General features: G+C 68.6%; 27 protein-coding genes. 10 read left to right on the top strand and 17 right to left on the bottom strand.

Annotated features, from left to right (window positions below; all coding sequences use genetic code 11):
• Positions 1–13 precede the first annotated feature (13 nt).
• The 5 genes from HNP48_RS01820 to HNP48_RS01800 form a co-directional block, all read right to left on the bottom strand.
• Entirely contained in the window at positions 14–2713 is a 2700-nt protein-coding gene (locus HNP48_RS01820; protein ID WP_184855137.1) for a ligase-associated DNA damage response DEXH box helicase, read from the bottom strand.
• Positions 2710–4401: an ATP-dependent DNA ligase gene (locus HNP48_RS01815; RefSeq protein ID WP_184855136.1), complete on the bottom strand. Its 1692-nt coding sequence runs from the start codon at positions 4399–4401 to the stop codon at positions 2710–2712. Before HNP48_RS01815 ends, HNP48_RS01820 begins: the two co-directional genes overlap by 4 nt.
• Positions 4398–5438, bottom strand: coding sequence for a ligase-associated DNA damage response exonuclease (locus HNP48_RS01810; RefSeq protein WP_184855135.1), 1041 nt, complete (start codon positions 5436–5438; stop codon positions 4398–4400). The genes HNP48_RS01815 and HNP48_RS01810 overlap by 4 nt, the downstream gene beginning before the upstream one ends.
• Positions 5439–5515: 77 nt before the next feature.
• Complete coding sequence (locus HNP48_RS01805) at positions 5516–5968, bottom strand: hypothetical protein (RefSeq protein ID WP_184855134.1); 453 nt, start codon at positions 5966–5968, stop codon at positions 5516–5518.
• Positions 5969–6049: 81 nt separating this feature from the next.
• A complete protein-coding gene (locus HNP48_RS01800; protein ID WP_184855133.1) occupies positions 6050–6553 on the bottom strand; it encodes a DUF2199 domain-containing protein in 504 nt (167 codons plus the stop codon).
• Between the two features lie 55 nt (positions 6554–6608).
• On the opposite strand from HNP48_RS01800, the gene HNP48_RS01795 reads away from it, so the two are divergent.
• Positions 6609–7139, top strand: a complete 531-nt coding sequence (locus HNP48_RS01795; RefSeq protein ID WP_184855132.1) for a BON domain-containing protein — start codon at positions 6609–6611, stop codon at positions 7137–7139.
• A gap of 160 nt (positions 7140–7299) precedes the next feature.
• The gene (locus tag HNP48_RS01790) at positions 7300–8886 is read left to right on the top strand and encodes an ABC transporter substrate-binding protein (protein WP_184855131.1); all 1587 of its coding nucleotides are present in this window, start codon (positions 7300–7302) and stop codon (positions 8884–8886) included.
• A gap of 126 nt (positions 8887–9012) precedes the next feature.
• On the opposite strand, the gene HNP48_RS01785 is transcribed toward HNP48_RS01790, so the two are convergent.
• From HNP48_RS01785 to HNP48_RS01755, 7 genes are all read right to left on the bottom strand, one after another.
• Complete coding sequence (locus HNP48_RS01785) at positions 9013–10482, bottom strand: M81 family metallopeptidase (RefSeq protein ID WP_184855130.1); 1470 nt, start codon at positions 10480–10482, stop codon at positions 9013–9015.
• Complete coding sequence (locus HNP48_RS01780; RefSeq protein ID WP_184855129.1) at positions 10479–11744, bottom strand: Zn-dependent hydrolase; 1266 nt, start codon at positions 11742–11744, stop codon at positions 10479–10481. The genes HNP48_RS01785 and HNP48_RS01780 overlap by 4 nt, the downstream gene beginning before the upstream one ends.
• A gap of 18 nt (positions 11745–11762) precedes the next feature.
• The gene (locus HNP48_RS01775; RefSeq protein ID WP_184855128.1) at positions 11763–12488 is read right to left on the bottom strand and encodes an ABC transporter ATP-binding protein; all 726 of its coding nucleotides are present in this window, start codon (positions 12486–12488) and stop codon (positions 11763–11765) included.
• Positions 12485–13273 (bottom strand): ABC transporter ATP-binding protein, encoded by a 789-nt coding sequence (locus HNP48_RS01770; protein ID WP_184855127.1) that lies wholly within the window; start codon positions 13271–13273, stop codon positions 12485–12487. Before HNP48_RS01770 ends, HNP48_RS01775 begins: the two co-directional genes overlap by 4 nt.
• Positions 13270–14271: a branched-chain amino acid ABC transporter permease gene (locus HNP48_RS01765; protein WP_184855126.1), complete on the bottom strand. Its 1002-nt coding sequence runs from the start codon at positions 14269–14271 to the stop codon at positions 13270–13272. Before HNP48_RS01765 ends, HNP48_RS01770 begins: the two co-directional genes overlap by 4 nt.
• A gap of 7 nt (positions 14272–14278) precedes the next feature.
• The gene (locus HNP48_RS01760; protein ID WP_184855125.1) at positions 14279–15139 is read right to left on the bottom strand and encodes a branched-chain amino acid ABC transporter permease; all 861 of its coding nucleotides are present in this window, start codon (positions 15137–15139) and stop codon (positions 14279–14281) included.
• Between the two features lie 90 nt (positions 15140–15229).
• Positions 15230–16435, bottom strand: a complete 1206-nt coding sequence (locus tag HNP48_RS01755) for an ABC transporter substrate-binding protein (RefSeq protein WP_184855124.1) — start codon at positions 16433–16435, stop codon at positions 15230–15232.
• 257 nt (positions 16436–16692) lie between these two features.
• Here HNP48_RS01755 and HNP48_RS01750 point away from each other — a divergent pair, with 257 nt between their 5' ends.
• Positions 16693–17544 carry a FadR/GntR family transcriptional regulator gene (locus tag HNP48_RS01750; RefSeq protein WP_184855123.1) on the top strand — a complete coding sequence of 284 codons (852 nt, stop codon included), beginning with the start codon at positions 16693–16695 and terminating at the stop codon, positions 17542–17544.
• Between the two features lie 4 nt (positions 17545–17548).
• Here HNP48_RS01750 and HNP48_RS01745 read toward each other — a convergent pair whose 3' ends face one another.
• Positions 17549–17872 (bottom strand): YnfA family protein, encoded by a 324-nt coding sequence (locus tag HNP48_RS01745; protein ID WP_184855122.1) that lies wholly within the window; start codon positions 17870–17872, stop codon positions 17549–17551.
• 388 nt (positions 17873–18260) lie between these two features.
• Here HNP48_RS01745 and HNP48_RS01740 point away from each other — a divergent pair, with 388 nt between their 5' ends.
• Positions 18261–18605, top strand: coding sequence for an NIPSNAP family protein (locus HNP48_RS01740; protein WP_184855121.1), 345 nt, complete (start codon positions 18261–18263; stop codon positions 18603–18605).
• Positions 18602–18946, top strand: a complete 345-nt coding sequence (locus HNP48_RS01735; RefSeq protein ID WP_184855120.1) for an antibiotic biosynthesis monooxygenase — start codon at positions 18602–18604, stop codon at positions 18944–18946. Before HNP48_RS01740 ends, HNP48_RS01735 begins: the two co-directional genes overlap by 4 nt.
• A 10-nt stretch (positions 18947–18956) precedes the next feature.
• Here the strand turns inward: HNP48_RS01735 and HNP48_RS01730 are convergent, their stop codons facing one another.
• From HNP48_RS01730 to HNP48_RS01720, 3 genes are all read right to left on the bottom strand, one after another.
• On the bottom strand, positions 18957–19697 hold the full coding sequence (locus HNP48_RS01730; protein ID WP_184855119.1) for a metallophosphoesterase: 741 nt from the start codon (positions 19695–19697) through the stop codon (positions 18957–18959).
• A 29-nt stretch (positions 19698–19726) separates the two neighbouring features.
• Positions 19727–20476: a ParB/RepB/Spo0J family partition protein gene (locus HNP48_RS01725; protein WP_184855118.1), complete on the bottom strand. Its 750-nt coding sequence runs from the start codon at positions 20474–20476 to the stop codon at positions 19727–19729.
• A 136-nt stretch (positions 20477–20612) separates the two neighbouring features.
• On the bottom strand, positions 20613–22037 hold the full coding sequence (locus HNP48_RS01720) for an FAD-binding oxidoreductase (RefSeq protein ID WP_184855117.1): 1425 nt from the start codon (positions 22035–22037) through the stop codon (positions 20613–20615).
• Between the two features lie 197 nt (positions 22038–22234).
• Between HNP48_RS01720 and HNP48_RS01715 the strand changes: the two genes are divergently transcribed.
• From HNP48_RS01715 to HNP48_RS01695, 5 genes are all read left to right on the top strand, one after another.
• Positions 22235–23023: a GntR family transcriptional regulator gene (locus tag HNP48_RS01715; RefSeq protein ID WP_184855116.1), complete on the top strand. Its 789-nt coding sequence runs from the start codon at positions 22235–22237 to the stop codon at positions 23021–23023.
• The gene (locus tag HNP48_RS01710) at positions 23020–23835 is read left to right on the top strand and encodes a transporter substrate-binding domain-containing protein (RefSeq protein ID WP_184855115.1); all 816 of its coding nucleotides are present in this window, start codon (positions 23020–23022) and stop codon (positions 23833–23835) included. Before HNP48_RS01715 ends, HNP48_RS01710 begins: the two co-directional genes overlap by 4 nt.
• A 72-nt stretch (positions 23836–23907) precedes the next feature.
• The gene (locus HNP48_RS01705; protein WP_184855114.1) at positions 23908–24582 is read left to right on the top strand and encodes an amino acid ABC transporter permease; all 675 of its coding nucleotides are present in this window, start codon (positions 23908–23910) and stop codon (positions 24580–24582) included.
• A 1-nt stretch (position 24583) separates the two neighbouring features.
• Positions 24584–25237 (top strand): amino acid ABC transporter permease, encoded by a 654-nt coding sequence (locus tag HNP48_RS01700; protein WP_184855644.1) that lies wholly within the window; start codon positions 24584–24586, stop codon positions 25235–25237.
• Positions 25221–26012: an amino acid ABC transporter ATP-binding protein gene (locus tag HNP48_RS01695; protein ID WP_260420048.1), complete on the top strand. Its 792-nt coding sequence runs from the start codon at positions 25221–25223 to the stop codon at positions 26010–26012. Before HNP48_RS01700 ends, HNP48_RS01695 begins: the two co-directional genes overlap by 17 nt.
• Positions 26013–26156: 144 nt before the next feature.
• On the opposite strand, the gene HNP48_RS01690 is transcribed toward HNP48_RS01695, so the two are convergent.
• On the bottom strand, positions 26157–26624 hold the full coding sequence (locus tag HNP48_RS01690; protein WP_184855113.1) for an EF-hand domain-containing protein: 468 nt from the start codon (positions 26622–26624) through the stop codon (positions 26157–26159).
• Positions 26625–26875 lie beyond the last annotated feature (251 nt).

Raw genomic sequence — 26875 nt, 5'->3', positions numbered from 1 at the left:
GATGAGAAGGAAATCAGAATCCGTGGCGCCGGCGGGGCCGGCGCGATGCACCTTCGCCATCGCCCCGTGGGCGCCGGGGAGCGGAGGTTTTGGTCCCCTCGGGTACGTCCCAGGCCATGTCGGCCGGCATCACCGGATTGTCGGCATGGTGGGTACCGGTGCTCGTATCGGCCGCCTTCTCCAGCGCCTGCACCATGCGCGCCAGCCGGTCGGCCAGGGTCTCGGTGCTCAGGCGCTCGCGAAAGCGTTCCACCATCAAGGGCAGGGCAAACGGCGTGGGGCGCTCCAGCGCATGGAGGGACAGGGCCTGTGCCTGCATGCCCTGCAGCGTGCGCGCCAGGCGTTCCATGTCCAGCTCGTTGGCCAGCAGCTCGGCGCGGGCCTGGGCCAGCAGCAGGTTGCCGGGGTCGTACTGGGCGAACACGTCGTAGTACAGCGAGGACGAGGCCTGCAGCTGCCGGCTGCTGCGCTGCTCGCCCGGATGGCTCTGGAAGATCAGGCCGGCGATGCGCGCAATCTCGCGAAAGCGCCGGCGCGCCATCTCGGTGGCGTTGAGGCTGGCGAGAACTTCCTCTTCGAGCCCTTTGCCGATGGTGGTGGCCGTGCCCTCGCCCAGGATGCGCGGCAGCAGCGTCGCCCAATCGATGGGCTTGGCCGAGAGCAGCTCCAGCCCGTAGTCGTTGACCGCGATGGAGAAGGTGTTGGGCACCTGCTGCGAGGCGCGCCAGGCCAGCAGGCCGGCCAGCCCCATGTGCACCAGGCGGCCTGCCAGTGGGTACAGGTACAGGTGCCAGCCTTCGCGGGTGTGCAGCGTCTCGGCCACCAGGCGGCCGGGCGTGGGCAGGGCGGACCAGGCGCCCTGCACGGCCAGCAGGGGGCGGGCGCACTGCATCTCGGGCGAGGCATACACGCCGCGCTCGGCCTGCTCCAGCATTTCCAGCATGGCGTCGGCCAGCGTGTTCGACAGCGGCATGCGCCCGCCGTTCCAGCGCGGCAGCGCGGCGCTGCCGCGGGGCGCCACGCGCACATAGGCCGTCATCTGCTGGGTGCGCACCAGCTCCAGCAGGCGGCCCGCGAACAGGAACACATCGCCCTTGCGCAGCCGCGCGATAAAGCTTTCTTCCACCGAGCCCAGGCGCCCGCCGCTCACGAACTGCACCTGCATGCTGGCATCGCTCACGATGGTGCCGATGTTGCTGCGGTGGCGGCGCGCCAGCCGCGCATCGGGCACGCGCCACACGCCGGCCTCATCGGGCACCACGCGGTGGAAATCGGGGTAGCTGGCCAGCGAGGCGCCACCCTGGCGCACAAACTGCAGGGCCCATTGCCAGTCGTGGTCGGCCAGCGCGGCATAGGCCGGGGCGCGGCGCACCTCGGCCAGCAATTCCCCGGGCACGAAGCCGCCGCCCAGCGCGATGGTGACCAGGTGCTGCACCAGCACGTCCAGAGGGGCATGGGGCGTGTGCCGGTCCTCGATGCGGCCCAGCGCCAGGGCATGGCGCGCGGCCGCGGCCTCCACCAGCTCCAGGCTGTGTGTGGGCACCAGCGTGATGCTGGAGGTGCGGCCCGGCGCATGGCCGGATCGGCCCGCGCGCTGCACCAGCCGCCCCACGCCCTTGGCCGAACCGACCTGCAGCACCTGCTCCACGGGCAGAAAGTCCACGCCCAGGTCCAGGCTCGATGTGCAGACCACGGCCTTGAGCTGGCCGGCCTTGAGACCGGCCTCCACCCAGGCGCGCACCTCCTGGCCCAGCGAGCCGTGGTGCAGCGCGATAGTACCGGCCCAGTCGGGTCGGGCCTCCAGCAGCGCCTGGTACCAGCGCTCGGCCTGCGAGCGCGTGTTGGTGAAGACCAGGGTCGATGCACAGGCCTCGATGGACTGCACCACCTGCGGCAGCAGCGCCAGGCCCATGTGGCCGGCCCAGGCGAAACGGTCCAGCCTGGGCGGCAGCATCACCTCCACCTGCAGCGCCTTGTCGATGCGGCCCTGCACCAGCAGGGCCGGTGGCGCCGCGGGCGCATGGTCGACCGGACGGGGCAGCAGGGTGTGCAGCGCCTCCTGCAGGTTGCCCAGCGTGGCCGACATGCCCCAGACCTGCAGCGCCGGGTTCCAGCGCGACAGGCGCGCCAGCGCCAGCTGCGCCTGCACGCCGCGCTTGTTGCCCACCAGCTCATGCCATTCGTCCACCACCACCAGGCGCACCTGGCGCAGGCGTTCTTGCGCATCGGCGCGCGCCAGCAGCAGCGAGACGCTCTCGGGCGTGGTCACCAGCAGCGTGGGCAGGCGGCGGTCCTGCGCGGCGCGCTCGCCGCTGGCGGTGTCTCCCGTGCGCAAGCCGCTGGTCCAGGTCGGCGCCATATCGGGCAGGGGTGTTTGCAGCGCACGCAGTGTGTCGGCCGCCAGCGCGCGCATGGGCGTGATCCACAGCACCGTGAGCGGTGGCGCAGCGGCCCGGCGGGCCTGCAGCGTGGCCTCCGCCGGCACCATGGCAGGGCCGGGCGGGGCCAGGTGCTGCAGCGCGCCCAGCCACACGGCATAGGTCTTGCCCGCGCCCGTGGTGGCGTGCAGCAGGCCGGAGCGGCCCTCACCCAGGGCCTGCCACACCTCGTGCTGGAAGGCGAAGGCTTGCCAGCCGCGCGTGGCCATCCAGGCCGCAGCGGCTCCGTCGGCCTTGGGCGGCTTCCTGCGAGAACGCCGGTCCGCAGTGCTCATGCGGCTGCGTCCTGCCCAGGCAGCAGCGCCATCAGCGTCTGCAGGGTATCGGCCTCGGCCACGGCCTTGTCCTGGCGCCAGCGCAGCATGCGCGGAAAGCGCACCGCGATGCCGCTCTTGTGGCGCAGGCTGCGCGCGATGCCTTCGAATCCCAGCTCGAAGACCAGGGTCGCATCCACGCTGCGCACGGGGCCGAAGCTCTCGCGCGTGGTCTTTCGGACGATGGCGTCCACCTGCGCGATCTCCGCATCCGTCAGGCCCGAATAGGCTTTGGCAAAGGGCACGAGCTGCCGGTCCGGGTCTTCCTGTGGCCCGGTCCACACGGCAAAGGTGTAGTCGGTGTACAGGCTGGCGCGCCGGCCGTGGCCGCGCTGGGCGTAGATGAGCACGGCGTCCACGCTCATGGGGTCGATCTTCCACTTCCACCACACGCCCGCGTCCTTGGTGCGGCCCACGCCATAGCGCGCCTGGCGGTGCTTGAGCATGAAGCCCTCGGTGCCCATGCCGCGCGCGGCCTCGCGCTGGCGCGCGAGGTCGGGCCAGCCGGTGCCGTGCAGCAGGGCGCTCAGGCGCAGGGCGGGCGGACCGGGCTGCTGCAGCACGGTCTCCAGCAGGGCGCGGCGCGCCTGCTGCGGTTCCTGGCGCAAGTCCTGGCCGGCGTGCTCCAGCAGGTCGTAGGTGACCAGCACCACGGGCAGCTCGCGCAGCAGCTTGGGGGTCAGGGTCTTGCGGCCCAGGCGCTTTTGCAGGTCGGCAAAAGGGCGGGGCTGGGGCTCGTCGGGCAGCCACACCAGGATTTCGCCATCGACCACCGTGCCATCGGGCAGGGCCGCGAGGGCGGCCTCGGCCAGCTCGGGAAAGCGGTCGGTCACCAGCTCCTCGCCGCGCGACCAGACCCAGACCTCGCCCGCGCGGCGCACGATCTGCGCGCGGATGCCGTCCCACTTCCATTCCACCAGCCAGTCGCTGGGCGCGCCCAGCAGCGCGGGCATCTCGGCCACGGGCTGGCTGAACGGGTGGGCCAGGAAGAAGGGGTAGGGCTGGCCGGCCATGCCGCTGTCGCCCGTGCCGGGCGCGCCGCCATCGGCGGCCTGGTCGTCCACCGGTGCCACCAGGGCGGCGTAGTCGTCTGCCGCGGGCTGGCGGCCGATCTGCGTGTAGCCCATCAGCCGGTGGGCGATGCGCTTGGGGTCCAGCGCGCTCACCGCGGCCAGCGCCTGGGTGACCTGCAGGCGCGACACCCCCACACGGAAGTTGCCGGTGATGAGCTTGAAGTACACAAAGCGCTGCTCCGGCGCCAGCAGGTCCCACTGCGCGCGCAGGCGCGCATCCGCTTCATCAGGTGGCAGGGCGCGCAGAGGCAGCAGCTGGGCCATCCATTCGGCCAGGGGCAGGTCCACCGGCTGCGCTGGTGGTGGCAGCAGCAGGGCCAGCGTTTCGGCCAGGTCGCCCACGGCCTGGTAGCTTTCCTCGAACAGCCATTCGGGCAGGCCCGCGGCCTCCTGCGTCAGGGCCTTCAGCCGCTTGGTGGGCACCATCTGGCGCGGCTTGCCGCCCGCGAGGAAGTAGACCGCCCAGGCCGCATCGGCCGGCGCCGCCACGCGCAGGTAGGCTACCAGCGCTGCCAGCTTGGCCGACTGCGCGGTGGTGGCATCGAGCGCCTGGAACAGCGCGGCAAAGGCTTTCATGGCGCTGCCGTGGCTTCGGGGTCAGCACCGCTGCCGTCCTCGTTGTCGTCGCTGCCATACTCGGTCGCAAACACCTGCGCATCCAGCCCCTGCTCGCACAGCCAGCGCACCATCACCTCGGTGCTGCCGTGGGTCACGATGATGCGCTCGGCCCCCGTCCCGGCAATGGCTTTCTGCAGACTGGGCCAGTCCGCGTGGTCGCTCATCACAAAGCCCCGGTCCACGCCGCGGCGCCGGCGCGCGCCGCGCACCAGCATCCAGCCGCTGGCAAAGGCATCGGAATGTTCGCCAAAGCGCTTGAGCCAGGGCGTGCCTGCGGCCGAGGGCGGTGCCAGCACCAGCGCACGGCGCAGCTCGGCCTTGGTCACGCCCGGGTCCGTCACGCGCACGGTGGGCGGCAGCGCCACGCCCGCTGCGCGGTACACGGCGTTGAGCGGCTCCACCGCGCCATGCACCACAATGGGACCGATGCCCGCATCCACCCCATGCAGCAGCCGCTGCGCCTTGCCGAAGGCATACGCATACAGCACGCTGGCCTTGCCCGCCGCCGCATTCGCGGCCCACCAGGCATTGATGTCGGCGAACAGCGCCGGCTGCGCCGGCCAGCGGTAGATGGGTAGGCCAAAGGTCGATTCGGTGATGAAAGTGTGGCAGCGCACGGGCTCGAAGGGCGGGCAGGTGCCATCGTCCTCCAGCTTGTAGTCGCCCGAGGCCACCCACACCTGGCCGCCGTGCTCCACCCGCACTTGGGCCGAGCCCAGCACATGCCCGGCCGGGTGCAGCGACACGCGCACGCCGTGGTGGTCGATGGTCTCGCCATAGGCCAGCGTCTGCAAATCGATGTCCGCGCCCAGCCGGTTGCGCAGCGTGCCCTCGCTGTCCCGGTGTGCAAGGTAGTGGGCTGAGCCCATGCGCGCATGGTCCGAATGCGCATGCGTGACCACGGCCCGCTCCACCGGCCGCCAGGGGTCGATGTAGAAATCGCCGGGCGGGCAGTACAGGCCTTCGGGGCGGTGGACGATGAGGTCGCTGGGCATGGGCAGGCCATCCTAAGCGCTCGCAGTGGTCGGCCGGCCGCTTGCCAGGCAAATCGCAGCCGTGTCCTACAGCAGGGTCAACCGCCCGGTGCGTCGTTTTCTTCTTCCTGGTCCAGCAGAGGCCCGACCAGCACGGCGCCATTGGGCAGCAGCACGCTGCCAAAGGCGAAGACAAAGCCGTCGAACGCGTCCGCAATGCGGAACAGCGCGGGCCAGATCGCCGGGTTGTCCTCGAACTCGCGCTCCGTCATAAGCCCGAGCACCACCGTGGTGTGGCCGATGGCGTGGGCGGTATCGCGCTTGCGCGCCTCGTCCTGGTCCAGCGAGGCGATGTAGCCCAGAAAGCCCTGGACATGGGCCGCAACCGCCTTGGCATCCATCACATTGAAGCGCACCGTCTCCCCACCCAAGGGCACGTCGTACCGCGTGGCCGTGCGGCGCAGCAGGCCCTTGTCGGATTTCACGCCGTCAAAGACGGTGGCCAGGTCGCCCGAGCCCTGCTGGATATAGATCGCTGCATTGGCAGGCATGGTGGTGGGTCCCTCTCTGCGTTGTTTTGCTGGATAAAGCGGGCTATGCGGGAGTGTGCCGTGCGCAAGGATGCCGGTCGGTCAGCCATGCAAAGCCGCCTCCGCAATCTGCTGCACCCGGGCCATGGTGATGCCCTCTCGCTGCTCCACCGCCAGCGGATGGTCCGTCGGCTCCAGCGTGATGAGGGGGCGCTGCCCCAGGGGCATGGTCTGCACGTTCGTTTTCAGGCTCAGCGTGCCGGGCGTGTATCCCGGCAGGGCACTCTGCAGCCAGCCGAAGTAAGGGGGCTCGGCCTCACGCCCTTCGCTCTCCCACAGTTCGCCGCTGCGCACAAAATTCGCTTCGCTCAAGGACACCCAGGCGAGCCAGACAAAGGAATCCTCCCCGCCAATGACAGGCAACAGGATGCGGCCGAGAATGAAGAAATGGCGTCCATCGATCACGCATTGGTCGGATGAAAGATGCACCCGGTCAGCGCGCTCCCCTTCGGGGATGGAGTGCCACAGCTCCGGTACGGGCGCGCCCAGGCACATGGGTATGCTGTCGTGGGTCTGGCCGCAGGTCGCGCAAAGGAATCCGGTCATGGGAACGCGTTCATTCGTTGGTGGAGCAGGGGCTGTGCCGCAAGGAGGGCATCCGATGGAAGGCATTTTCACATTCCGCAAGCGCCTCGCGTGCGCCCTGGTGCTGGCGGCGCTCGGTCTGCCGAGTGCGTTCGCGCAAGGCCAAGGTGCCCAGTCGCCCGCGCCCCGCACCAACGCCTTCAACGACCCCTTCGTGCAGGTCACCTCCGCCATGCCCGGCTGCCCCGTGCCCGAGGGCCCGCTCTATACCGAGGCCGAGGTGCGCGAGTTGGCCCATGTGCGCTCGCAGCATGGCGGCAGTTGCCACCGCGTGGGGCGCTGCCGGCTGCCCAATTCCTACCTGTACGACGCCGAGATCATCCCGCGCGTGCAGCGCTACATCCGCGAGGAGGGGCGTTTTGACGACACCAGTGTCTGGGTGCTGGGCGAGCGGCGCCTGGTCACGCTGATGGGCTGCGTGCAGTCGGCCGAGCAGGCGCGGGCGCTGGAAAAGGCCGTGGAGCTGGTGGACGACGTGATGGGCGTGATCAACCTGTTGCAGGTGGGAGTCGAGCGCAGCGCGGCGCGCTACCCCCTTGCCAGGTAGGTACTGGTAGATACCGCAGTTGCGGCATTTGCGCAATCCGCCATGACGCGCAGTTGCGCGGCGGAACCACACTGCCCGGACGGGGGCTTTTGCGCGCGCCCGTCCTGCTGCATATTGCCGGTTCTTTACATTCATCCTGTCTTGCAAAGGAAACCCTCCCATGCACTTCAAGCACTCCCTGCTCGCGGCCGCCACCCTGGCCCTGGCAGCCGCCGCCCCCACCGTTTCGGCAAAACCGTTCAAATGGGCCGGCTCCACCGACATCCAGACCATGGACGTCCACTCGCAGAACAGCGCGCTGGGCAACGGCATCCATGCGGCGGTGTACGAGTCGCTGGTGATGTTCAACAGCCGCACGCTCAAGGTCGAGCCGCTCCTGGCCACCTCGTGGCAGCAGGTCAGCCCCACGCAGCTGCGCGTGAAGCTGCGCCAGGGCGTGAAGTTCAGCGATGGCTCCACCATGACGGCCGACGATGTGGTGTTTTCGCTGCAGCGCGCGATGAGCAAGACTTCCACCTATGCCATCTACACCCAGGGCATGGACCGCATCGCCAAGGTCGATGGCGAGACCATCGACATCTTCCTGAAAAGCCCCAACCCGGTGCTGCTCAACCAGCTGACCGAGCTGCGCGTGATGAGCAAGGCCTGGTCCGAGAAGAACAACTCCGTCGAGCCCAAGGACATCAAGTCCAAGGACGAGACCTTCTCGCACCGCAATGCCATGGGCACGGGGCCCTTCGTGCTCAAGGAGTGGGTGCCCGACCAGAAGCTGGTGTTCACGGCCAACCCGCAGTGGTGGAACGCGGGCAAGGCCGAGGGCAACGTCACCGAAATCGTTTTTACGCCCATCAAGTCCGAGGCCACGCGCATTGCGGCCCTGCTCTCGGGCGAGGTGGACATGGTGCGCGAAGCCAACCTGCAGGATCTGGAGCGGCTCAAGGCCAACCCCAACCTCAAGGTGATGGAGATGGTCGAGAACCGCACCGTCTACCTGGCCCTGGACCAGTTCCGCGATGAACTCGTGGGCAGCAGCGTCAAGGGCAAGAACCCGCTCAAGGACCTGCGCGTGCGCAAGGCGCTGTACCAGGCCATCGACGTGGCCGCGCTGCAGCGCGTGACCATGCGCGGCATGTCCAAGCCCACAGGCGCCATGGTCTCGCCCCTGGTCAATGGCTGGACCGAGGCGGTAGACAAGCGCCTGCCCTACGACGCCAATGCCGCCCGGGCGCTGCTGGCCGATGCCGGCTACAAGGACGGTTTCGAGGTCGACTTCGCGTGCAGCAACAACTCCATCATCCAGGACGAGAACCTGTGCCAGGCCATCACCTCGATGTGGGCGCGCGTGGGCGTCAAGGCCAAGCTGCGCACCCTGCCGTCCGTCACCTACTACCCCATGGCCCAGCGGCACGAGGCCAGCATCGCGCTGCTCAGCTGGGGCGTGCCGACCTTCGACGCGCTGTACACCCTGCAATCGCTCACGCGCACCAAGACCACGGGCGGTGACGGCAACTACAACCTGGGCCGCTACAGCAACGAGCGCATGGACTACGTGGTGGACCGCGTGAAGACCGAGATCGACCAGCCCGTGCGCAACCGCCTGCTGACCGAAGGCCTGCAGCTGCAAAACGACACGGTGGCCAACATCCCCCTGCACAACCAGATGCTGGCCTGGGCGATGAAGAAGAACGTCGAACTCGTTCAGCGCCCCGACAACCGCATCGACTGGCGCCTAATAAAAATCAACTAACCCCCTGAGTCGCTTCGCGCCATCCCCCTCAGGGGGACGCCCCCAGCGCGGCGGGGCGGCCCTTGCGCGGGGCGCTGGCCTCGTCCGCGCCAGTTCATCCACGCGCTGCCATTTGTCGCCCGGTGGTCAAACTGCGTCGAGCGGGAACACCGGCCGGCGCACGTTCCTGAACGGGAACAGCGCGTAGTTGGAGCTGGTCACGCCCGTGGGGCTGTCGCATTCGACCAGCGCGTGCGACAGCGGCACGAACACCGGGCGGCAGTACATGCGCGACTTGAGCAGCACGAAGCGGTGCGCCGTGGGGTCCACGCCCACGCAGGAGAACACGCCCAGGTCCCAGGGTTCGTGGGTCTTCTCGGTCACCACGATGAGGGCGCTGCCGGTGTCGAACAGCACGGTACGGCCCATGGCGCAGCGCGCGCCGGTGTAGATGGGCCCGGTCACGGTGTACTCGCCGTCGCTGATGGCGCGCACCGTGCCTTGCAAGGCCACGGGCTCCTTGGCCACATTGAGCTGCGTGAGGGGCACCTTGTTGCCCAGGCGCACGCTGCACTGCGCGCCCACGCCGGCGGCCACGAGCTCGGCCACGGCCTCGGGGTCGCACAGCGGGCCCACGGCGATGTCGGCCAGGCCCTCGGCCAGCGCGGCCTGCAGCACATCCATGGAATCGCAGGTGCCACCCGACATGCAGTTGTCGCTGTGGTCCAGCAGCAGCACCGGGCGCTCTGCGCCTTGCGCCAGGGCCTGGGCGCGCTGCAGCGACTGCGCCAGGGGCTCGCTGTCGTAGACGAACTCGGCACGTTCTTCCCAGATGGTGGCCGCAATGCGGTCGGCCACGGCCTGGGCGGCCCCGGGGTCCTCGGCATGGCCGGTGACCACCACGCTCATGCAGGGCGCCTCGATGTCGGCCAGCGAAAAGCCCGCGAACACGGTGACAGCAGGCACGCCATCGGCCTCGGCCGCACGGGCCGCGTCCACCGCGCGCAGCATGGCGCCCTGCAGCGTGGTGCTGCGCAGGGTGTGGCCCATCATGGGCAGCGGGTGCCAGTGCACGCGGTAGTGCTGCCGCCCCTGCAGCATGGCCAGCAGCAGGCGGCCGGCATGCTCGCCGGTCTCGTACATGTCGATGTGCGGGTAGGTCTTGAAGCCCACCATGACATCGGCGTTGGCGACCATCTTGGGCGTGATGTTGCCGTGCAGGTCCAGCGCCACGCCGATGGGCACGCCGGGCGCGGCGGCGCGCACGCGCTCCAGCAGGTCACCTTCGCCGTCGGGGCTGTTCTCGGCCACCATGGCGCCGTGCAGGTCGAGCAGGATGGCATCGCAGCCCGGCGCCGCTTCCACGATGCGGCGGGTCAGCTCGTCGTAGGCAGCTGCATGCACCGGGCCGCTGGGGTTGGACATGGCCGACACCGGCGTCACCAGCGTGGCGCCCAGGCCCTGGGCCAGGTCGATGAAGGCGGCCATGGCTGTGCGCATGCCCTGGTTCTCGCGCAGGGCGTCCTCGCCGTAGGTGGGCGCAAACGCCGAAAGCGGCGTGGGCACGGGCGAGAAGGTGTTGGTCTCGTGGTTGAGGCGGGCGATCAGGAACTTCATGCGGCCACCACCTTGGCGCTGCGCAGCATGGCCTGCAGCAGCACGTTGCAGCCAGCCTCCAGGTGCTCGGGCTGGGCGTCTTCGATCTCGTTGTGGCTGATGCCGTCGGCACAGGGTACGAAGACCATGGCCGTGGGCGCCAGGCGCGCCAGGTACACGGCGTCGTGGCCGGCGCCGCTCACCACGTCCATGGCGCTGTAGCCCAGCGCCTGGGCATCGGCGCGCACGCCTTCCACCAGTTGCGGCGCAAAGGGCTGCGGTGGGAAGTACACCACCTGCTCCACCGTGATGGGGGTGCGGCCCGCATGGCCGAGGCGCTCGCAGGCGGCGCGCAATTCAGCATCCATCTGCAGCAGCACGGCATCGTCGGCGGCGCGCAGGTCCACCGTCATGCGCACGCTGCCAGGGATCACATTGCGCGAGCTCGGGAACACCTCCAGCACGCCCACGGTGCCGCGCGCGTGCGGCGCGTGGGCCAGCGCGATGCGGTTGACCTCGGCCACCAGCGCGCTGGCGGCCAGCAGGGCATCGCGGCGCAGCTCCATGGGCGTGGGGCCGGCATGGGCTTCCATGCCCTGCACGCTCACGTCGTACCAGCGCTGGCCCAAGGCACCCTGCACCACGCCGATCACGCAGCCGTTGGCCTCCAGCATCGGGCCTTGCTCGATGTGGGCCTCGAAATACGCGCCGACGGCCGGCGTGGGCCCCTGTTCACCGGCATAGCCGATGGCGGCCAGCGCCTCGGCCACGCTGGTGCCCTGGGTATCGCGCTGGGCCAGCGCATGGTCGAGCGTGAAGGCGCCGGCGAACACGCCCGAGCCCATCATCACGGGCACGAAGCGCGAGCCTTCCTCGTTGGTCCAGACCGCGACCTCGATGGGTGCCTCGGTCACGATGCCCCGGTCGTTGAGCGTGCGCACCACCTCCAGGCCTGCGAGCACGCCGTAGTTGCCGTCGAACTTGCCGCCCGTGGGCTGGGTGTCGATGTGGCTGCCGGTCATCACCGGCGGCAGGGCGTCGTTGCGCCCGGCGCGGCGCGCGAAGATGTTGCCGATGGCGTCCACGCGCACGCTGCAGCCGGCCTCGCGTGCCCAGCGCACGAAGAGGTCGCGGCCTTCGCCGTCGAGCGCGGTGAGCGCCAGGCGGCACACGCCGCCCTTGGGGGTGGCGCCGATCTGTGCCAGGTCCATCAGCGATTGCCACAGGCGCGCGCCATCCACGCGCGGCTGCAGGGCAGGGGAGGGGGTCGTCGTCATGTCCATAGTCGGATTTCTGAAAATCTAACCCAGGCCCACGCCCAGGTAACGGTCCTTGATGGCGTCGTCGGCGAGGAAGGCGGCGTTGTCCGCCTCGTGCACGATGGCGCCCTGTTCGATCACGTAGTGCCGGTCGGCCAGCTGGGTGCAGACCTCCAGGTTCTGCTCCACCAGCACAATGGCCACGCCCGCGGCCTTGATGGTTTGGAGCTGGGCCACGATCTCTTCCACGATCACCGGCGCCAGACCCTCCACGGGCTCGTCCAGCATCAACAGGCGCGGCGCGTTCATCAGCGCGCGGCCGATGGCCAGCATCTGCTGCTCACCGCCCGAAAGCTGGCCGCCGCCGTTGCGCCGCCGCTCCTGCAGGCGCGGGAAGATGCGGTAGATGTCGGGCAACTGCCAGGGCGAGCGCTTGCGCTGGCCCAGCAGCAGGTTCTCTTCCACGGTGAGCAGCTTGAAGATGCCGCGGTGCTCGGGCACCAGGCACACCCCGCGCTGGGCGATGGCGTGCGTGGCCTGGCCCTGCAGCTCCTGGCCCGCAAAGCGCACGCGGCCCCGCGTAGGCGGCACCACGCCGCAGATGCTCTTGAGCGTGGTGGTCTTGCCCGCGCCATTGCGCCCGAGCAGGGTCACGAGTTCGCCGTCGTTCACGTGCAGGTCCACGCCCTGCAGCACATGGCTCTTGCCGTAGTGGGCGTGCAGCCCTTCGACGGCGAGGATGGGGCTGGAAGTGGTGGTGCTGCTCATGCTGCGGCCTTGCCCCCGGTGATCATGTTGCCCAGGTAGGCGCTGCGCACCCGGTCGTCGCTGCGGATCGCGTGCGGGTGGCCTTCGGCCAGCACACGGCCCTGCTGCATCACCGTCACGGTGTCGGAGATGTCCATCACGATGTTCATGTTGTGCTCGATCAGTACCACGGTGTGCTCGTCCTTGAGGCCCTGGATCAGGCGCTTCATGTCATCGAGGTCGTCGATGCCCATGCCCGAGGTGGGCTCGTCCAGGAAGATGGCCTTGGGCCGGGCCGCCAGGGCCATGCCCACCTCCAGCCGGCGCTGCTGGCCGTGCGAGAGGTTGCCCACGGGTGTGTCGGCATGGCGCTCCAGGCCCAGGCGCGCGAGCACGCTGGCCACCACATCGGCCTGCGAACGCGTGCCCAACGGCGCATGCCAGCAGTTGAGCGCGTGGCGCGGCGCTGTGCCCTGGGCGGCCAGGCGCAGGTTCTCGCGCACCGGCAGGGTGAGGAACAGGCTGGTCACCTGGAAGGAGCGTGCCATGCCGCGCTGCACGCGGCGGTGGTCGGGCTCGTGCGTGACGTCGTGGCCATCGAAGACGATGCGCCCGCCACTCACGTTCTTGGTGCCCGTGAGCATGTGGAAGAGCGTGGTCTTGCCCGCGCCGTTGGGGCCGATGACCGAATGCACGGTGTGGGCGCGCACCTTGAGGTCCACGCCCGCGAGGGCGGCGAACTTGTCGTAGCGCTTTTCCACGCCCACGGCTTCGAGCAGGATGGGAGAGCTTGTGACGCTGTTCATGCGTGGCCTCCCTGCGTTGCGGCGTCGGCCTTGCCGTTGCCATGCTTGCCGCGCAGCCGATTCCAGGCCGATTCGCCCAGGCCCCACAGGCCGCGCTGTAGCCCCAAGCTCACCACCATCAGCACCACGCCCAGGATCAGCAGCCAGCGCGGCCACAGGGTGGACAGCCAGTCGCCCACCAGCAGGTAGAAAGCCGATCCCAGCAGCGAGGCCAGCAGGTTGCCGGTGCCGCCGATCACCGTCATGATGAGGATCATCTCGCTGGTGTGGTATTCGGCGCTCGCCAGCGGGGCGATGCCCGTCATCATGGCGTGCAGCGCGCCCGCCAGGCCCGTGACCGCGCCCGAGATCACAAAGGCCTGCAGCTTGAGCAGCTGGAGGTTGTAGCCGATGGCCGCCGCGCGCTCCTCGTTGTCGCGCACGGCCAGCAACGTGCGCCCGAAGATGGAGGCCGAGACCTTCTGCAGCAGCCAGAAGGACACCAGGAACAACGTGGCCACGAAGCCGTAGTACTGCCAGGGCGAGGTCAGCGGCCACAGCGTGAAGCCGCCCACGGCCAGCGAGGGGCGTGGAATGTCCAGGAGGCCGTTGTCCCCGCCCGTGAGGCCGGGCATGGAATAGGCGAGGAAGTAGAACATCTGCGCGAAGGCCAGCGTCAGCATCACGAAGTAGGTGCCGCGCTGGCGGATGGCGACCCAGCCCACGATGGCCGCGCCCAGCGCGCCCATGGCCACGGCGAGCACCAGGGCCAGCGGTATGGGCAGGGGCCAGCGCGTGAGCGTGAGCGCAATGGTGTAACTGCCCAGCCCGAAGAAGATGCCCTGCCCGAAGGACAGCAGCCCGGTGTGGCCCAGCAGCAGGTTGCAGCCCATGGCGGCCAGGCCGTAGATCAGCACCTCGCTGGCGAGCGAGCCCGACTGCATGGTCAGCGGCATCACCAGCACCACGGCCAGGGCCAGCAGCAGGTGGAAGTGTTTGTGCAGAAGTGTCGTCGTCATGGCGGGTTCATCCTTTGCGGCCCAGCAGGCCATGCGGGCGCAGCAGCAGCACAGCGGCCATGGCGATGTAGATCATGAGGCGCGCACCCTCGGGCCACACGGTGCTCATCACGCTCTGCACCACGCCGATCAAGAGGCCGCCGATCAGCGCGCCGAAGAAGCTGCCCATGCCGCCCACCACCACCACGATGAAGGCCACGCCCAGCGCCTCGATGCCCATGAAGGGCTCGGCCCCGCGCATGGGCGCGGCCAGCACGCCGGCGATGGCCGCGGTGGCCGCACCCAGCGCGAACACCAGGCTGAAGATGCGGAACACGTTGAGGCCGAGCAGCGAGACCATCTCGGTCGATTCGCTGCCCGCGCGCACCGCGCTGCCCAGGCGCGTGCCTTCGAGCACGTACCAGAGGATGAGGGCCAGCACGGCGGTGAAGCCGATCACGAACAGCCGGTACTTGGGGTAGACGATGCCGCCCCACATCACCACGCCCTGCAGCAGGTCGGGCACGGGCACGCTGTCACCCAGGGGGCCCCACTGCAGGATCACCAGCTCCTGCACCGCCAGGGCCAGGCCCACGGTGACGAGGATGTGGAACTCGTGCGGGCTGGCGTACACGTGGCGCAGCACCAGCTTCTCGGTGAGCCAGCCCAGGGCGCCCACCACCAGCGGCACCACCGCCAGCGCGAGCCAGAAGCTCAGGCCCCAGCGCGTCATCTGGTAGCAGAAGTAGGCACCCAGCAGGTAGAAAGCACCGTGCGCGAAGTTCACGAAGCGCAGCAGGCCGAACACGATGGACAGGCCGACCGCCAGCAGGAAGTACAGCATGCCGATGCCGATCCCGTTGATGGCCTGTAGCAGGTAGATGTTCATGGGCAAGGGACGAAGGAGGGGACACACGGCCCGTGGTCGGGCCGTGGAAGGCGATGGGACCGGGGCGCGGCCCGCCGGGCCGCGCGGTGCTCAGGCGATCTTGCAGCCCGTCTGGTCCAGCGGCAGGAACGATTTGCCCGAGCTCACCACGTCCACGTAGTCGTCCTTGTTGGCCATCTTCGCCTTGGCCTTGCCCTTGAGCAGGTAGTAGTTCTTGAGTACCTGGTGGTCGCCCTTGCGGATCTCCTCATCGCCCGTGAGGCCCTGGTACTTCATGCCTTCCATGGCGGCGATGACCGCCTTGGGCTCCACCGTGCCGGCCTTGATGATGCCGTCGATCATCAGCTTGGTGCAGATGTACGAGCCCGCCAGGCTGTAGTTGGGGTTGGATTTGAACTTGTCGTTGCTGCGCTTGACCAGGTCCAGGTTGAGCGGCGCGTTGACCGTGTGCCAGTACTGCGCACCGAAGTACACGCCCTCGCACAGGTCGGCGCCCAGCGACTCGAACTGCTCCAGCCCCGAGGCCCAGGCCACCAGGATGGTCATGTTCTTGTGCATGCCGAAGCTCACGGCCTGGCGCAGCGCGTCGGACGACTGCGAGCCGAAGTTGAGCAGCAGCAGCACGTCGGGCTTGGCGGCCATGGCATTGGTCAGGTAGCCGCTGAACTCCTTTTCGGTCAGCGAGTGGTAGCTGTTGCCCACATGCTCCAGGTTCTTTTCCTTGAAGATGTTCTTGGCCGCCGAGAGCAGGCCGTCGCCGAACACGTACTGCGGCGTGATGGTGTACCAGCGCTTGGCCTTGGGCAGGGCCTCGGCCAGGGGGCGCACCGTCTGCTCGATGGCGCCGAAGGTCGGCACCGACCAGCGGAAGGTGGCGGCATTGCAGTCCTTGCCGGTGATTTCGTCGGCGCCCGCGGTGGTGATGAAGATGCCGCCGGCCTTCTCGGCCTCCTTGCCCATGGCCAAGGCTTCGGACGACAGGATGCCGCCCGCGAAGAAGCGCGCGCCCTGCTGCTGCGAAGACTCCTGCAGCTTGCGCACGGCCGTGGCGGGCTTGCCCTCGGTGTCCAGCACCGTGTAGGCCAGCGGGCGCTTGAGCGCGGTACCGTACTGCTCGATGGCCAGCTTCATGCCCAGGTCGGCGAACTTGCCATTGGCCGCGAACGCGCCCGACATGGGCACCGGGCAGCCGAACTGGATGGCTCCGCTGGCCTGCGCCAAGGCGCTTTGGGCCAGGCCCAGCGATGCGGGCAGAGCGCCCAGGGCCGAGAGTTGCAAGAGGTGACGACGGTGCATGGGGCGAGCTCCTGTACAGGGGTTGGGGCCGGTCGGCCCTGGGACGGAAAGGCGGTTGTGGCATCTGCAAAGCACACGGCGTGCCACCGCTGCAGAGCGTCGTTCGCGCTCATTTCTGCTATTTATAGTGATAAATACAATAAACAGCGTGCGTGAAAACCCTGCATGCCCTACATTGCCCTCTTGCGGTGCATGCCCTGCACCATCGATGGCACTGCGCTGCGCCGGGGCAGTGCCGAGCAACGACAATCGCGACCATGGCAAGTACGACCACCCCCTCCACCAAGAAGCCGCTCAAGGCCCTCAAGCGCTCTGACCTGATCGCGCAGGAGATCAAGCGCCTGATCACCGAGAAGAACCTGAGCCCGGGCGACCGCCTGCCGCGCGAGAGCGAGCTGCAGTCGCAGTTCGAGGTGAGCAAGGGCACCATCCGCGAGGCGCTCAAGTCGCTGGAGGTGCAAGGCCTGGTGACCATCTCCACCGGTCCCTCGGGCGGGGGCACCATCGCCGAGGTGCCCCTGGACCGCACCCTGCAGTTCATGCAGAACTACCTGTTCTTCCAGGAAGTGACCATCGACAACATCTACACGGTGCGCCAGTTCCTGGAGCCCGAGCTGGCCGCCTGCGCCGTGCCCCACCTGACGGAGGCCGACTTCGAGGCGCTGGAACACTCGATCTCCTGCTGCGACCCGGCCTCGAGCAGCGAGGACATGCTGAGCCAGCGCCGCGAGGACGTGAACTTCCACGACATCCTGGCGGCAGCCTGCCCCAACCCCTTCCTGCGCTTCAACTGCGAGCTGATCAACGAGATGCTGCGCCAGCTCATCGTCTACGGCAACCGCACGTCCAAGGCCGAGCACAAGCGCTTCGGCGAGGTCAACGCCGAATTCCACCGCGAGATCGTGCAGGCTGCGCGCGCGCGCGATGTGGAAAAGGTGCGCAGCCTCATGGTGGACCACATGCAGGACGCGGCCAGCAGCGTCAAGCGCATGAAGGGCCGCCTGCAGGGCCGGCTGATCCTGGACGCCGAGACCCTGCGCAGCCCGCGCACTGCGCATGTGCGGCCCAAGGCCGCGGCCAAAGCGGCCAAGCCGAAGACCGCGGAATAGGGGATCAGCGCGCTGGCTGGAACATGATGATAGCCATGCCGGCCAGCGCGACGGCCACACCGGTGATGTCCCAAATGGTGGGCCGGATCTGGTCGACCGCCCAGAGCCAGGCCAGCGCCACGCCGATGTAGACGCCGCCATAGGCGGCATACACGCGGCCGGCGGCGGCCGTGTCGTGCAGGGTCAGCAGCCAGGCGAAGAGCGCCAGGCTCGCGGCGGCGGGCAGCAGCAGCCACACGGGCTTGCCCTGCTTGAGCCACAGGTAGGGCAGGTAGCAGCCCACGATCTCGGCCAGCGCGGTGGCAATGAACAGCAGCAGGGTCTTCATGCGGAGGGCGAGGGCAGCGGGGCGGTCTGGGTCTTCATGATGCTTCGATGGTGGGCGAAGCATCCGGGGCGGTCAAGCGCCTATCGTGAAGCCTGTTCCAACGAAAGGCTAAGAACCTGGTCAAGGTCACTTTTGCAGCCGCGTTGGAGTGCAATCGGGATGAGTGGATGCTTCGGATGCGCCGCATGGGCTCATGCCCATGCAAGCAGCCGGGGCGTCCAATCGCCCGATTTCACTCCAACCCGAAGGGCAAGTCACTTTTCGGGCGGTCTGCGGCGTTGCGGCGCTTGCCGATAGCACGGGCTATCGGCTGCGCACCGCGCCTTGCATCCCATCCCGAAAAGGGACTTGCGCGGCCTCAAAAGTGACCTTGACCAGGTTCTCTATCATGATCACCTGTTTCATCCGCTACGAGATCGACCCCTTCCAGCGCGACAGCTTTGCCGAGTATGCGCGGCGCTGGGGCCAGATCATCCCCCGCTGCGGCGGCCATCTGCTGGGCTACTTTTTGCCGCACGAGGGCAGCAACTACGAGGCCTGGGGCCTGATCGGCTTCGACTCGCTGGCTGCCTACGAGGCCTACCGTGCGCGGCTGCGCAGCGATGCCGAGGGGCGCGCGAACTTCGCCTTCGCGCAGGAAAAGCGCTTCATCCTGCGCGAGGAGCGCAGCTTCACCCAGGGCGTGGAGGGCACGCTGGGTCTGCCGGCCCATGCGCAAGAGGCCACGCCATGATGGCCGTGATCTTCGAGGTGACGCCCGCGCCCGGCCAGCGTGGCGCCTACCTGGATGCGGCGGCCGCGCTCAAGCCGCTGCTCGCGCAGATCGACGGTTTCATTTCCATCGAGCGCTTCGAGAGCCTGGCCACGCCGGGCAAGCTGCTGTCGCTGTCCTTCTGGCGCGACGAGGAGGCCGTGGCCTGCTGGCGCCAGCAGGAGGCGCACCGCAGCACCCAGGCGGCCGGGCGCGACCATGTGTTTGCCGACTACCGGCTGCGCGTGGCGACGGTGGTGCGCGACTACGGCATGAACGACCGGGCGCAGGCGCCCGGTGATTCGCGCGCGGTGCACGGCTGAGCGCAAGGGCTCAGGAGGGCATGGTTCCCGTGCGCAGGGCATGCGCCCAACCGGGGCGGCCGTTTCGATCGGCCAGCGCCGCCATGGACTCGTGGTCGTAGGGCACCGCGTGGTGTTCCACCTGCCAGCCCTCTTCAGTCCGCTGGGCGATGGCGTAGCGCGCATCGGGCGTGCCGTTCTCCACCTTGTGGGCCACGGGGTGGTCGTCGTCGTAGGCCTGCAGGCCCACGCTGCCGGGATTGACCAGCAGCATGCCCGCGCCCAGGCGCACCTGGCGCGGCACATGGGTGTGGCCGCTGGCGATCAGCGGCGCGTACTGGCCCGCCAGGCGCTCGTCGATCTCTGCCGGGGTAGCGGCACGCACCACATGGCCGTCCAGGGTTTCGAGCAGGTATTCGTGGTCGCTGCGCGGCGAGCCGTGGCACAGCAGCACGTCTTCGCCCAGGCGCAGGGTGTGGGTGAGGCTGCGCATCCAGGCGAACTCCTCTTCGGTGAGCTGGCTGTGCGCGTACTGGTCCGACGGGCTGCCATGGCCGGAGCGCAGCTGCAGCACCTGGCGCTCGTGGTTGCCGGCCAGCGACAGCCAGTCCGAGGCCATGAGCCACTGTGCCGTCTCGCGCGGCAGCAAAGGCCCCGAGAGGTTGTCGCCCAGGTTCACCACGCGGTCGGCTCCGCGGTGGGCGATGTCCGCCGCCACGGCTTCGAGGGCCGCGAGGTTGCCATGGATGTCGGAGACGAAGGCGATGCGCATGGTGGGGTGGTGTCTTGTTGCTTCGGGGGTCAGCATGGGGCGACGCTGCCGCCTGCGCTGCTGAGCAGGTGGGCGGTCACCCGCGCCCGGTTGAGCAGCAGGTCGCACAGCCATGCATAGACCAGCCCAATATAGCCCAGCAGCGCCCAGCCCACGTAGTCGCCGAAGACGATGGTGTGCAGCCAGTGCTGGCCGAACAGGTAGAACCCGCTGGCGGCCACGGTGGCCAGCAGCAGGGTGGCCGCGGCCGGCAACAGCTGCAGGCGTGCGGCAGGGCGGCGCAGGGCGGCCACGCCCAGCAGGGCAAAGGCCAGCGCATTGGCGCCGCTGAAGATGCGCAATTCGCGCTGCAACTGGTCGGCAGTGTCCAGGTACTGGCTGCGGATCAGCGCCGCGAGCTGGGCCTGCATCTGCTGCAGGGTGCCCAGGCGCAGCTCCGTGCCTTCGCGGTAGCGTTTGCGGCACTCGCATTCGGGCACGCCCATCTGGGCCGCGATGGCGGCGATGCGCGCGGGCAGGCCCTCGGTGAGGGCCCGGCGGGCCGCCGCGATCTCGCGCTCATGGTCCTGCAGCAGTGCGCGGGCCCGGCCGTCGAGGAAGCTCGCGTCCAGCGCCGCGATCTTCTCGCCGGTCTTGCGCTCGATCTGCGCGCGGATCAGGTCCCGGGCCTGGTGCTCCACCCAGGTCGGCTTGGCCACGGACAGGAGCAGCAGGGCGCCGAAGAACAGGCCGCCCACCAGGGCGACGGCCAGGACCAGGGGGCGGATGAAGGTGTGCATGGGCGGGGCGAAGCAGGGGGCCGGGGATCGGCCACGATACGCCAGCCTGGCCGCAAGGCAAGCCACGCCCTGCACGATTGCGTGATTTATGCCCGCAAACCGGGCCGTGTCGACTGGCGCTGCCCGGCGGCAGCCTTCACAGCGCGAAGATCTTGCCCGGGTTCAGGATGTTCTTGGGGTCCAGCGCGCGCTTGATGGCACGCATCATGTCCACCGCGCCGGCGCCCGTCTCGTCGAGCAGAAAGCCCATCTTGTGCAGGCCCACGCCGTGCTCGCCGGTGCAGGTGCCGCCCAGCGCCAGGGCCCGCGCCACGAGCTTGTGGTTCAGGTCCTCGGCGGTCACGCGCTCCTCGGGGATGTTGGGGTCGAGCAGGTAGCCGAAGTGGAAGTTGCCGTCGCCCACATGGCCCACCAGGAAGTAGGGGATGCCGCTGGCGTCGGCTTCGGCCACCGAGTCGAGCAGGCAGTCCGCCAGGCGGCTGATGGGCACGCAGGTGTCGGTGCTGATGGCACGGCAGCCCGGGCGGCTCTGCACCGCCGCGAAGTAGGCGTTGTGCCGCGCGGTCCACAGGCGCGTGCGCTCCTCGGGCGTGCTGGCCCACTCGAAGGCATTGCCGCCGAACTCGCTGGCGATCTCCTGCACGGTCTCGGCCTGTTCCTTCACGCTCGACGGCGAGCCATGGAATTCCATGAGCAGCATGGGTTCTTCGCGCAGGCCGAGCTTGCTGTGGGCATTGACCATGCGCACCGTGTTGTGGTCGATCAGCTCCACGCGCGCGATCGGCACGCCGAGCTGGATGGTCTGGATGGTGGTGCGCACGGCCGCTTCGATGCTCGGGAACGAGCAGATGGCGGCCGACACGGCCTCGGGCAGCGGGTACAGGCGCACGGTGATCTGGGTCATGATCCCGAGCGTGCCCTCGCTGCCCACCATCAGGCGCGTGAGGTCGTAGCCCGCGCTGCTCTTCTTGGCGCGCGTGCCGGTGTGGATCACTTCACCGCTGGCCGTCACCACCTCCAGCGCCAGTACGTTCTCGCGCATGGTGCCGTAGCGCACGGCATTGGTACCGCTGGCGCGCGTGGCGCTCATGCCGCCGATGCTGGCGTCGGCGCCGGGGTCGATGGGGAAGAACAGGCCCGTGTCCTTGATCGCATCGTTGAGCGCCTTGCGTGTGATGCCGGGCTGCACGGTCACCGTGAGGTCTTCGGCATCGATGCTGAGCACCTGGTTCATGCGCGCCACGTCGATGCTGATGCCGCCCTGCACGGCCAGCAGGTGGCCTTCGAGCGAGGAGCCCGCGCCGTAGGGGATCACCGGCACCTCGTACTGGGCGGCCAGCTTCACGGCGTCGGCCACGTCCTGGGTGCTCTCGGCAAACACCACGGCCGAGGGCGGCGGCGCCTGCAGCGAGCCTTCGTCGCGGCCATGCTGTTCGCGCACGGCCTGGGCCGTGGAGCATTGCGCACCAAAGCGTGCCTGCAGGGCCTCGATCAGGGCCTGGGGCACCTCGCGCAGATGGATTTCGGGCAGCAGGTGCGAGGCGGCGGTGGGGGCGTTCATGGCGTGTCTCCGTGCGGTATCTGGGTGTGGGATTCATTTTAGGGCGCTGTGCCCAGGCGCGGGGCAGAGGGCCGAGAACCTGACTGCTGCATGCGCCACGGCAGTGCAGTGCCCTGGCCAGTGCATCCCTGTGGTGCGCCAAGCTGGTGCATTGAGCTTGTATACCAGTTGGCACGCTTTCTGCGTAGAGGGTGTCAATGACCTCCGCCACCGACATCAGCAACCGCATCATCGAAGCCGTGATGGCCCAGAAGCTCGCCCCGGGCTCGCGCCTGGGCGAGCAGCAGCTGGCCATGCTGTTCGACTGCAGCCGCACCATCGTGCGCGAGGCGCTCACGCGGCTGTCCACGCGCGGCATCGTCACCGTGAGCGCGCGCCGCGGCTGGTACGTGATCGAGCCGTCCGAGGACGAGGCGCGCGAGGCCTTCGAGGCCCGGCGTGTGATCGAGCTCGGCCTGCTGCACCAGCTCAAGTCGGTGGACAAGGCGGCCGTGCGCCAGCTCAAGAACCACCTGCAGCGCGAGAAAGCGGCGCTGGCCGGCACCGATGTGGGTGCGCGCAGCTTTCTGCTGGGCGATTTCCACGTCTGCCTGGCCGAATGCCTGGGCAACAGCCTGCTGGCCGACACGCTGCGCGACTTCACGGCGCGCACCACGCTGATCGCCATGCTCTACCAGTCCTCGCACGATGCGGCCCAGTCCTGCGCCGACCATGTGCGCATCGTCGAGGCGCTCGAAGCCGGCGACATCGCCCGCGCCGAGGCGCTCATGTCCGAACACATCGGCACCGTGCAGGACGCGCTGCGCCTGCAGGCCGCCCACGACCCGCTGGCCGAGCTGCGCGATGCACTGGCCCCGGTGCGCAAGAGCGCCGCGGCCCCCGACGCCCCGGCCAAGGCCCGCGCAGCGCGCGGCAAGGCCGCGGCCAAGAAGCCTGTTTCCACCCCGCCCGACGACACATCCCCCTACCTAGGAGCCTTGCTATGACCCCCCGCGCCGTCTCTACCCACCGCCGTACCACCCTGGGCCTGCTGGCCGCAGCAGGCCTGTCCGTCGCCTTGCTGTCCCCCGCTGCGCATGCCCAGAACGCACTGGACAACATCCTCAAGGCCAAGGAAATCAAGATCGCCATCCCCACCGACTACCCGCCCTACGGTTTTGTCGGCACCGACCTCAAGCCCCAGGGCCTGGACGTGGAAATGGCCAACTACATCGGCGCCAAGCTGGGCGTGAAGGTCGAGCTGGTGCCCGTGACCAGCGCCAACCGCATCCCTTACCTGCAGACGCAGAAGGCCGACCTCGTGATCTCCACCCTGGGCAAGAACCCCGAGCGCGAGAAGGTGATCGACTTCACCGCCGCCTACGCACCCTTCTTCCAGGCCGTGTTCGCCAGCAAGAGCCTGTCGATCAAGAGCTTTGCCGACCTGGCCGGCAAGTCGGTCGCCGTGACGCGCGGCGCCATGGAAGACCAGGAGCTGGCCAAGGTCGCGCCCGCCGGCGTGGACGTCAAGCGCTTCGAGGACCACGCCGCGAGCATCTCGGCCTTCGTCTCGGGCCAGACGCAGGCGATTGCCACCAGCGCATCGACGGCCGGCACCATCATGGTCAAGAACCCCGGCCTGGCCACCGAATACAAGCTCTTGCTCAAGGACAGCCCCAACTTCATCGGCGTGGCCAAGGGCGAGGACAAGCTGCGCACGCGCGTGAACGAGATCATTGCCGACGCCAAGAAGTCCGGCGACATCGACAAGCTGTCGAGCAAGTGGCTGGGTCGCCCCGCCGGTGATCTCCCCCAGTAAGTCAACACCTCCCCGTCCCCTTCCTCCCTGCACAGGCCTGCTGCGCGATGAGCGCGGCAGGGCACGCCCACCATGCTGATCCAACTGGATTTCTCTGCCGTGTTCTCGCAGTGGCCCCTGCTGCTGCGCGGCGTGGCCTGGACGATAGGGCTCACCATCGTGGGCACCGTGCTCGGCCTGCTGCTGGGCACGGCCTGCGCCTGGGCCCGGGCGCGCAACCTAGGCCCGCGCCCGGCGGCATTGCGCTGGGCCGTGGCCTCGTATGTGGAGCTGGTGCGCAACACGCCCTTCATCGTGCAGCTGTTCTTCATCTTCTTCGGCCTGCCGGCGCTGGGGCTCAAGCTCACGCCCGAGCTGGCGTCGGTGCTGGCCATGGTGATCAACCTCGGGGCCTACTCGGCCGAGATCATCCGCGCCGGCATCGAGGCCACGCCGCGCGGCCAGGTCGAGGCGGCGGCCAGCCTGGCCCTGACGCCGGGCCAGACCTTCCGCCGCGTGGTGCTGCCGCCGGCCCTGCTCAAGGTGTGGCCGGCCATGGTGAGCCAGATCATCATCGTCATGCTGGGCTCGGCCGTGTGCGGCCAGATCTCCACGCCCGAGCTGAGCTACGCGGCCAACCTGATCTCGAGCAACACCTTCCGCGCGTTCGAGGCCTTCATCGTGGCCACCATCGTGTACCTGGCGCTGTCCATGCTCACCCGGCGCCTGCTGGTGTGGGTGGGTGCGCGTTTCCTGGTCGGGAGGTAATGTGGTCGAGTTCTCCATCTGGGACATCCTGCGCAACCTGCTCGGCGCCGCGCGCTGGACGGTGAGCCTCTCGCTCATCGCCTTCATCGGCGGCGGCATCGTGGGCATGGCGCTGCTGGTGCTGCGCCTGGCCAAGCTGCGCGGTGCGCAGCGCGCCATCGGGGCCTACGTACAGATCTTCCAGGGCACGCCGCTGCTCATGCAGCTGTTCCTGGCCTATTTCGGCATCGCGCTGTTCGGCATCAAGACCTCGCCGTGGACCGCGGCCGCCGTGGCGCTCACGCTCTACACCAGTGCCTACCTGACCGAGATCTGGCGCGGCTGCGTGGAGGCCATCCCCAAGGGCCAGTGGGAGGCGGCGCAAAGCCTGGCGCTCAATTTCCGCGAGCAGCTGCGCCATGTGGTGCTGCCGCAGGCGCTGCGCATCGCCGTGCCGCCCACCGTGGGCTTTCTGGTGCAGGTGATCAAGGGCACGGCCCTGGCCTCGGTGATCGGCTTTGTGGAGCTGACCAAGGCCGGCAGCATGATCTCCAACGCCACCTACAAGCCCTTCCTGGTCTACGCCTGCGTGGCCCTTCTGTACTTTGCGCTGTGCTTCCCGGTGAGCCTGGTGGCGCAATCCCTTGAAAGGAAACTCCATGGCAACCGCCACTGACACCCTGGGCGCGGCAGTGCCCACCGACGCCGTGCCGGGCCGTCCCATCGTGGACATCACGGCGCTGCGCAAGTCCTATGGCACGAACGAGGTGCTCAAGGGCATCGATCTCAAGGTGCAGCGCGGCGAGGTGGTCTGCATCATCGGCAAGAGCGGCTCGGGCAAGAGCACGCTGCTGCGCTGCGTGAACGGGCTGGAGGTGTTCCAGGAGGGCGCGCTCAGCGTCAACGGCCAGAAGCTCCTGCACGAAAGCCCCACCGCCATGCGCACGCTGCGCCAGCAGGTGGGCATGATCTTCCAGAACTTCAACCTGTTCCCGCACCTCTCCGTAGGCCGCAACATCATGCTGGCGCCCACGCTGGTGAAGGCGCGCGATGCCAAGGCCGCGGCCGAGCAGGCGCGCCAGCTGCTCACGCGCGTGGGCCTGGCCGAGAAGTTCGATGCCATGCCCGACCAGCTCTCGGGCGGCCAGCAGCAGCGCGTGGCCATTGCCCGCGCCCTGGCCATGGAGCCGCAGGTGCTGCTGTGCGACGAGATCACCTCGGCGCTGGACCCCGAACTCGTGGGCGAAGTGCTGCGCGTGGTCGAATCGCTGGCGCTCGAAGGCATGACGCTGATGATGGTCACGCACGAGATGGCGTTCGCGCGCAAGGTCAGCGACCGCGTGATCTTCATGCACCAGGGCCGCGTGCACGAGAGCGGTACGCCTGCCGAACTCTTCGGTAGCCCGAAGACGCCCGAACTGCAGCAGTTCCTGTCCTCGTTGCACGACTGACCGAAGAAACCGGCCACGGAAAAGGCACGCCGCAGCGTGATCGGCCACGGAAAAGGCACGCCGCAGCGTGATCGGCCACGGAAAAGGCACGCCGCAGCGTGCCTTGGGAATGGGGGGAGAAGGGAAGGGCCAGAGCCGCGGTGCTCAGGACTTGGTGGCCAGGGCGAATTCCTCCAGCGACAGGAACTTGTCCTTGTTGCGGTCCAGGGCCTCGAACTTTTCGCTGATGGCGGGCAGCATCACGGCCTCCTGCGGGCTCAGCCGGCCATCGCGGTTGGCGTCGGCGCGGGTAAAGGCGACACCGGCCTGTGAGTTCTGTACCTGCTGGGTGGTACTGGCCGTGCCGCCAAGCTGCGGTGCCAGCGCGGGCGACGGGGTCGTCGCGCTGTGGGGAATGGGCGGGGTCACGCCCTGGCTCGTTGCCGCAGGCCGGGTGGCGCTGTTGGCTGGCGCGCTCAGGGGCGGATTGGCCTGGGCGGTCTGGGCATGGGCGGCGGAGACCGCGGTGAAACCCCCGATCGAAAGCACGGCGAACAGCAGGGCGCTGCTGGCATCGAAGGGGTGGGCGGCCTTGAGCGGTTTGGAGGTGTTCAGGGTCGTTGGGGTCTTCATGGGTGGTGTGCTCCAAAGTTGAACAGGTCGCCATTGCACCGCAGGCAGCCTTCGGAGGCCAGCCATTTTGCCTGCTGTTGCCTGGGCCTACATTTGCCTGCCCGGTGTAACGCCTGGTGAGTGTGGTTTCCTGAAGTGGGGCAAGCAGTTGCGCGTGGCGCTTGAAGTCCCACGCGAGGGCCTGCGCACGTCCTACAGCCCCGGTGCAGGGCGGGTTGAACAATCGCACCAGAGCTTCTTGCAGGCTCTTG

The organism is Acidovorax soli, assembly GCF_014207955.1.
GTDB lineage: Bacteria > Pseudomonadota > Gammaproteobacteria > Burkholderiales > Burkholderiaceae_C > Acidovorax > Acidovorax soli_A.
Note: the sequence above shows the minus strand (reverse complement) of the source record. Positions and strands in the feature narration are given on the sequence as shown.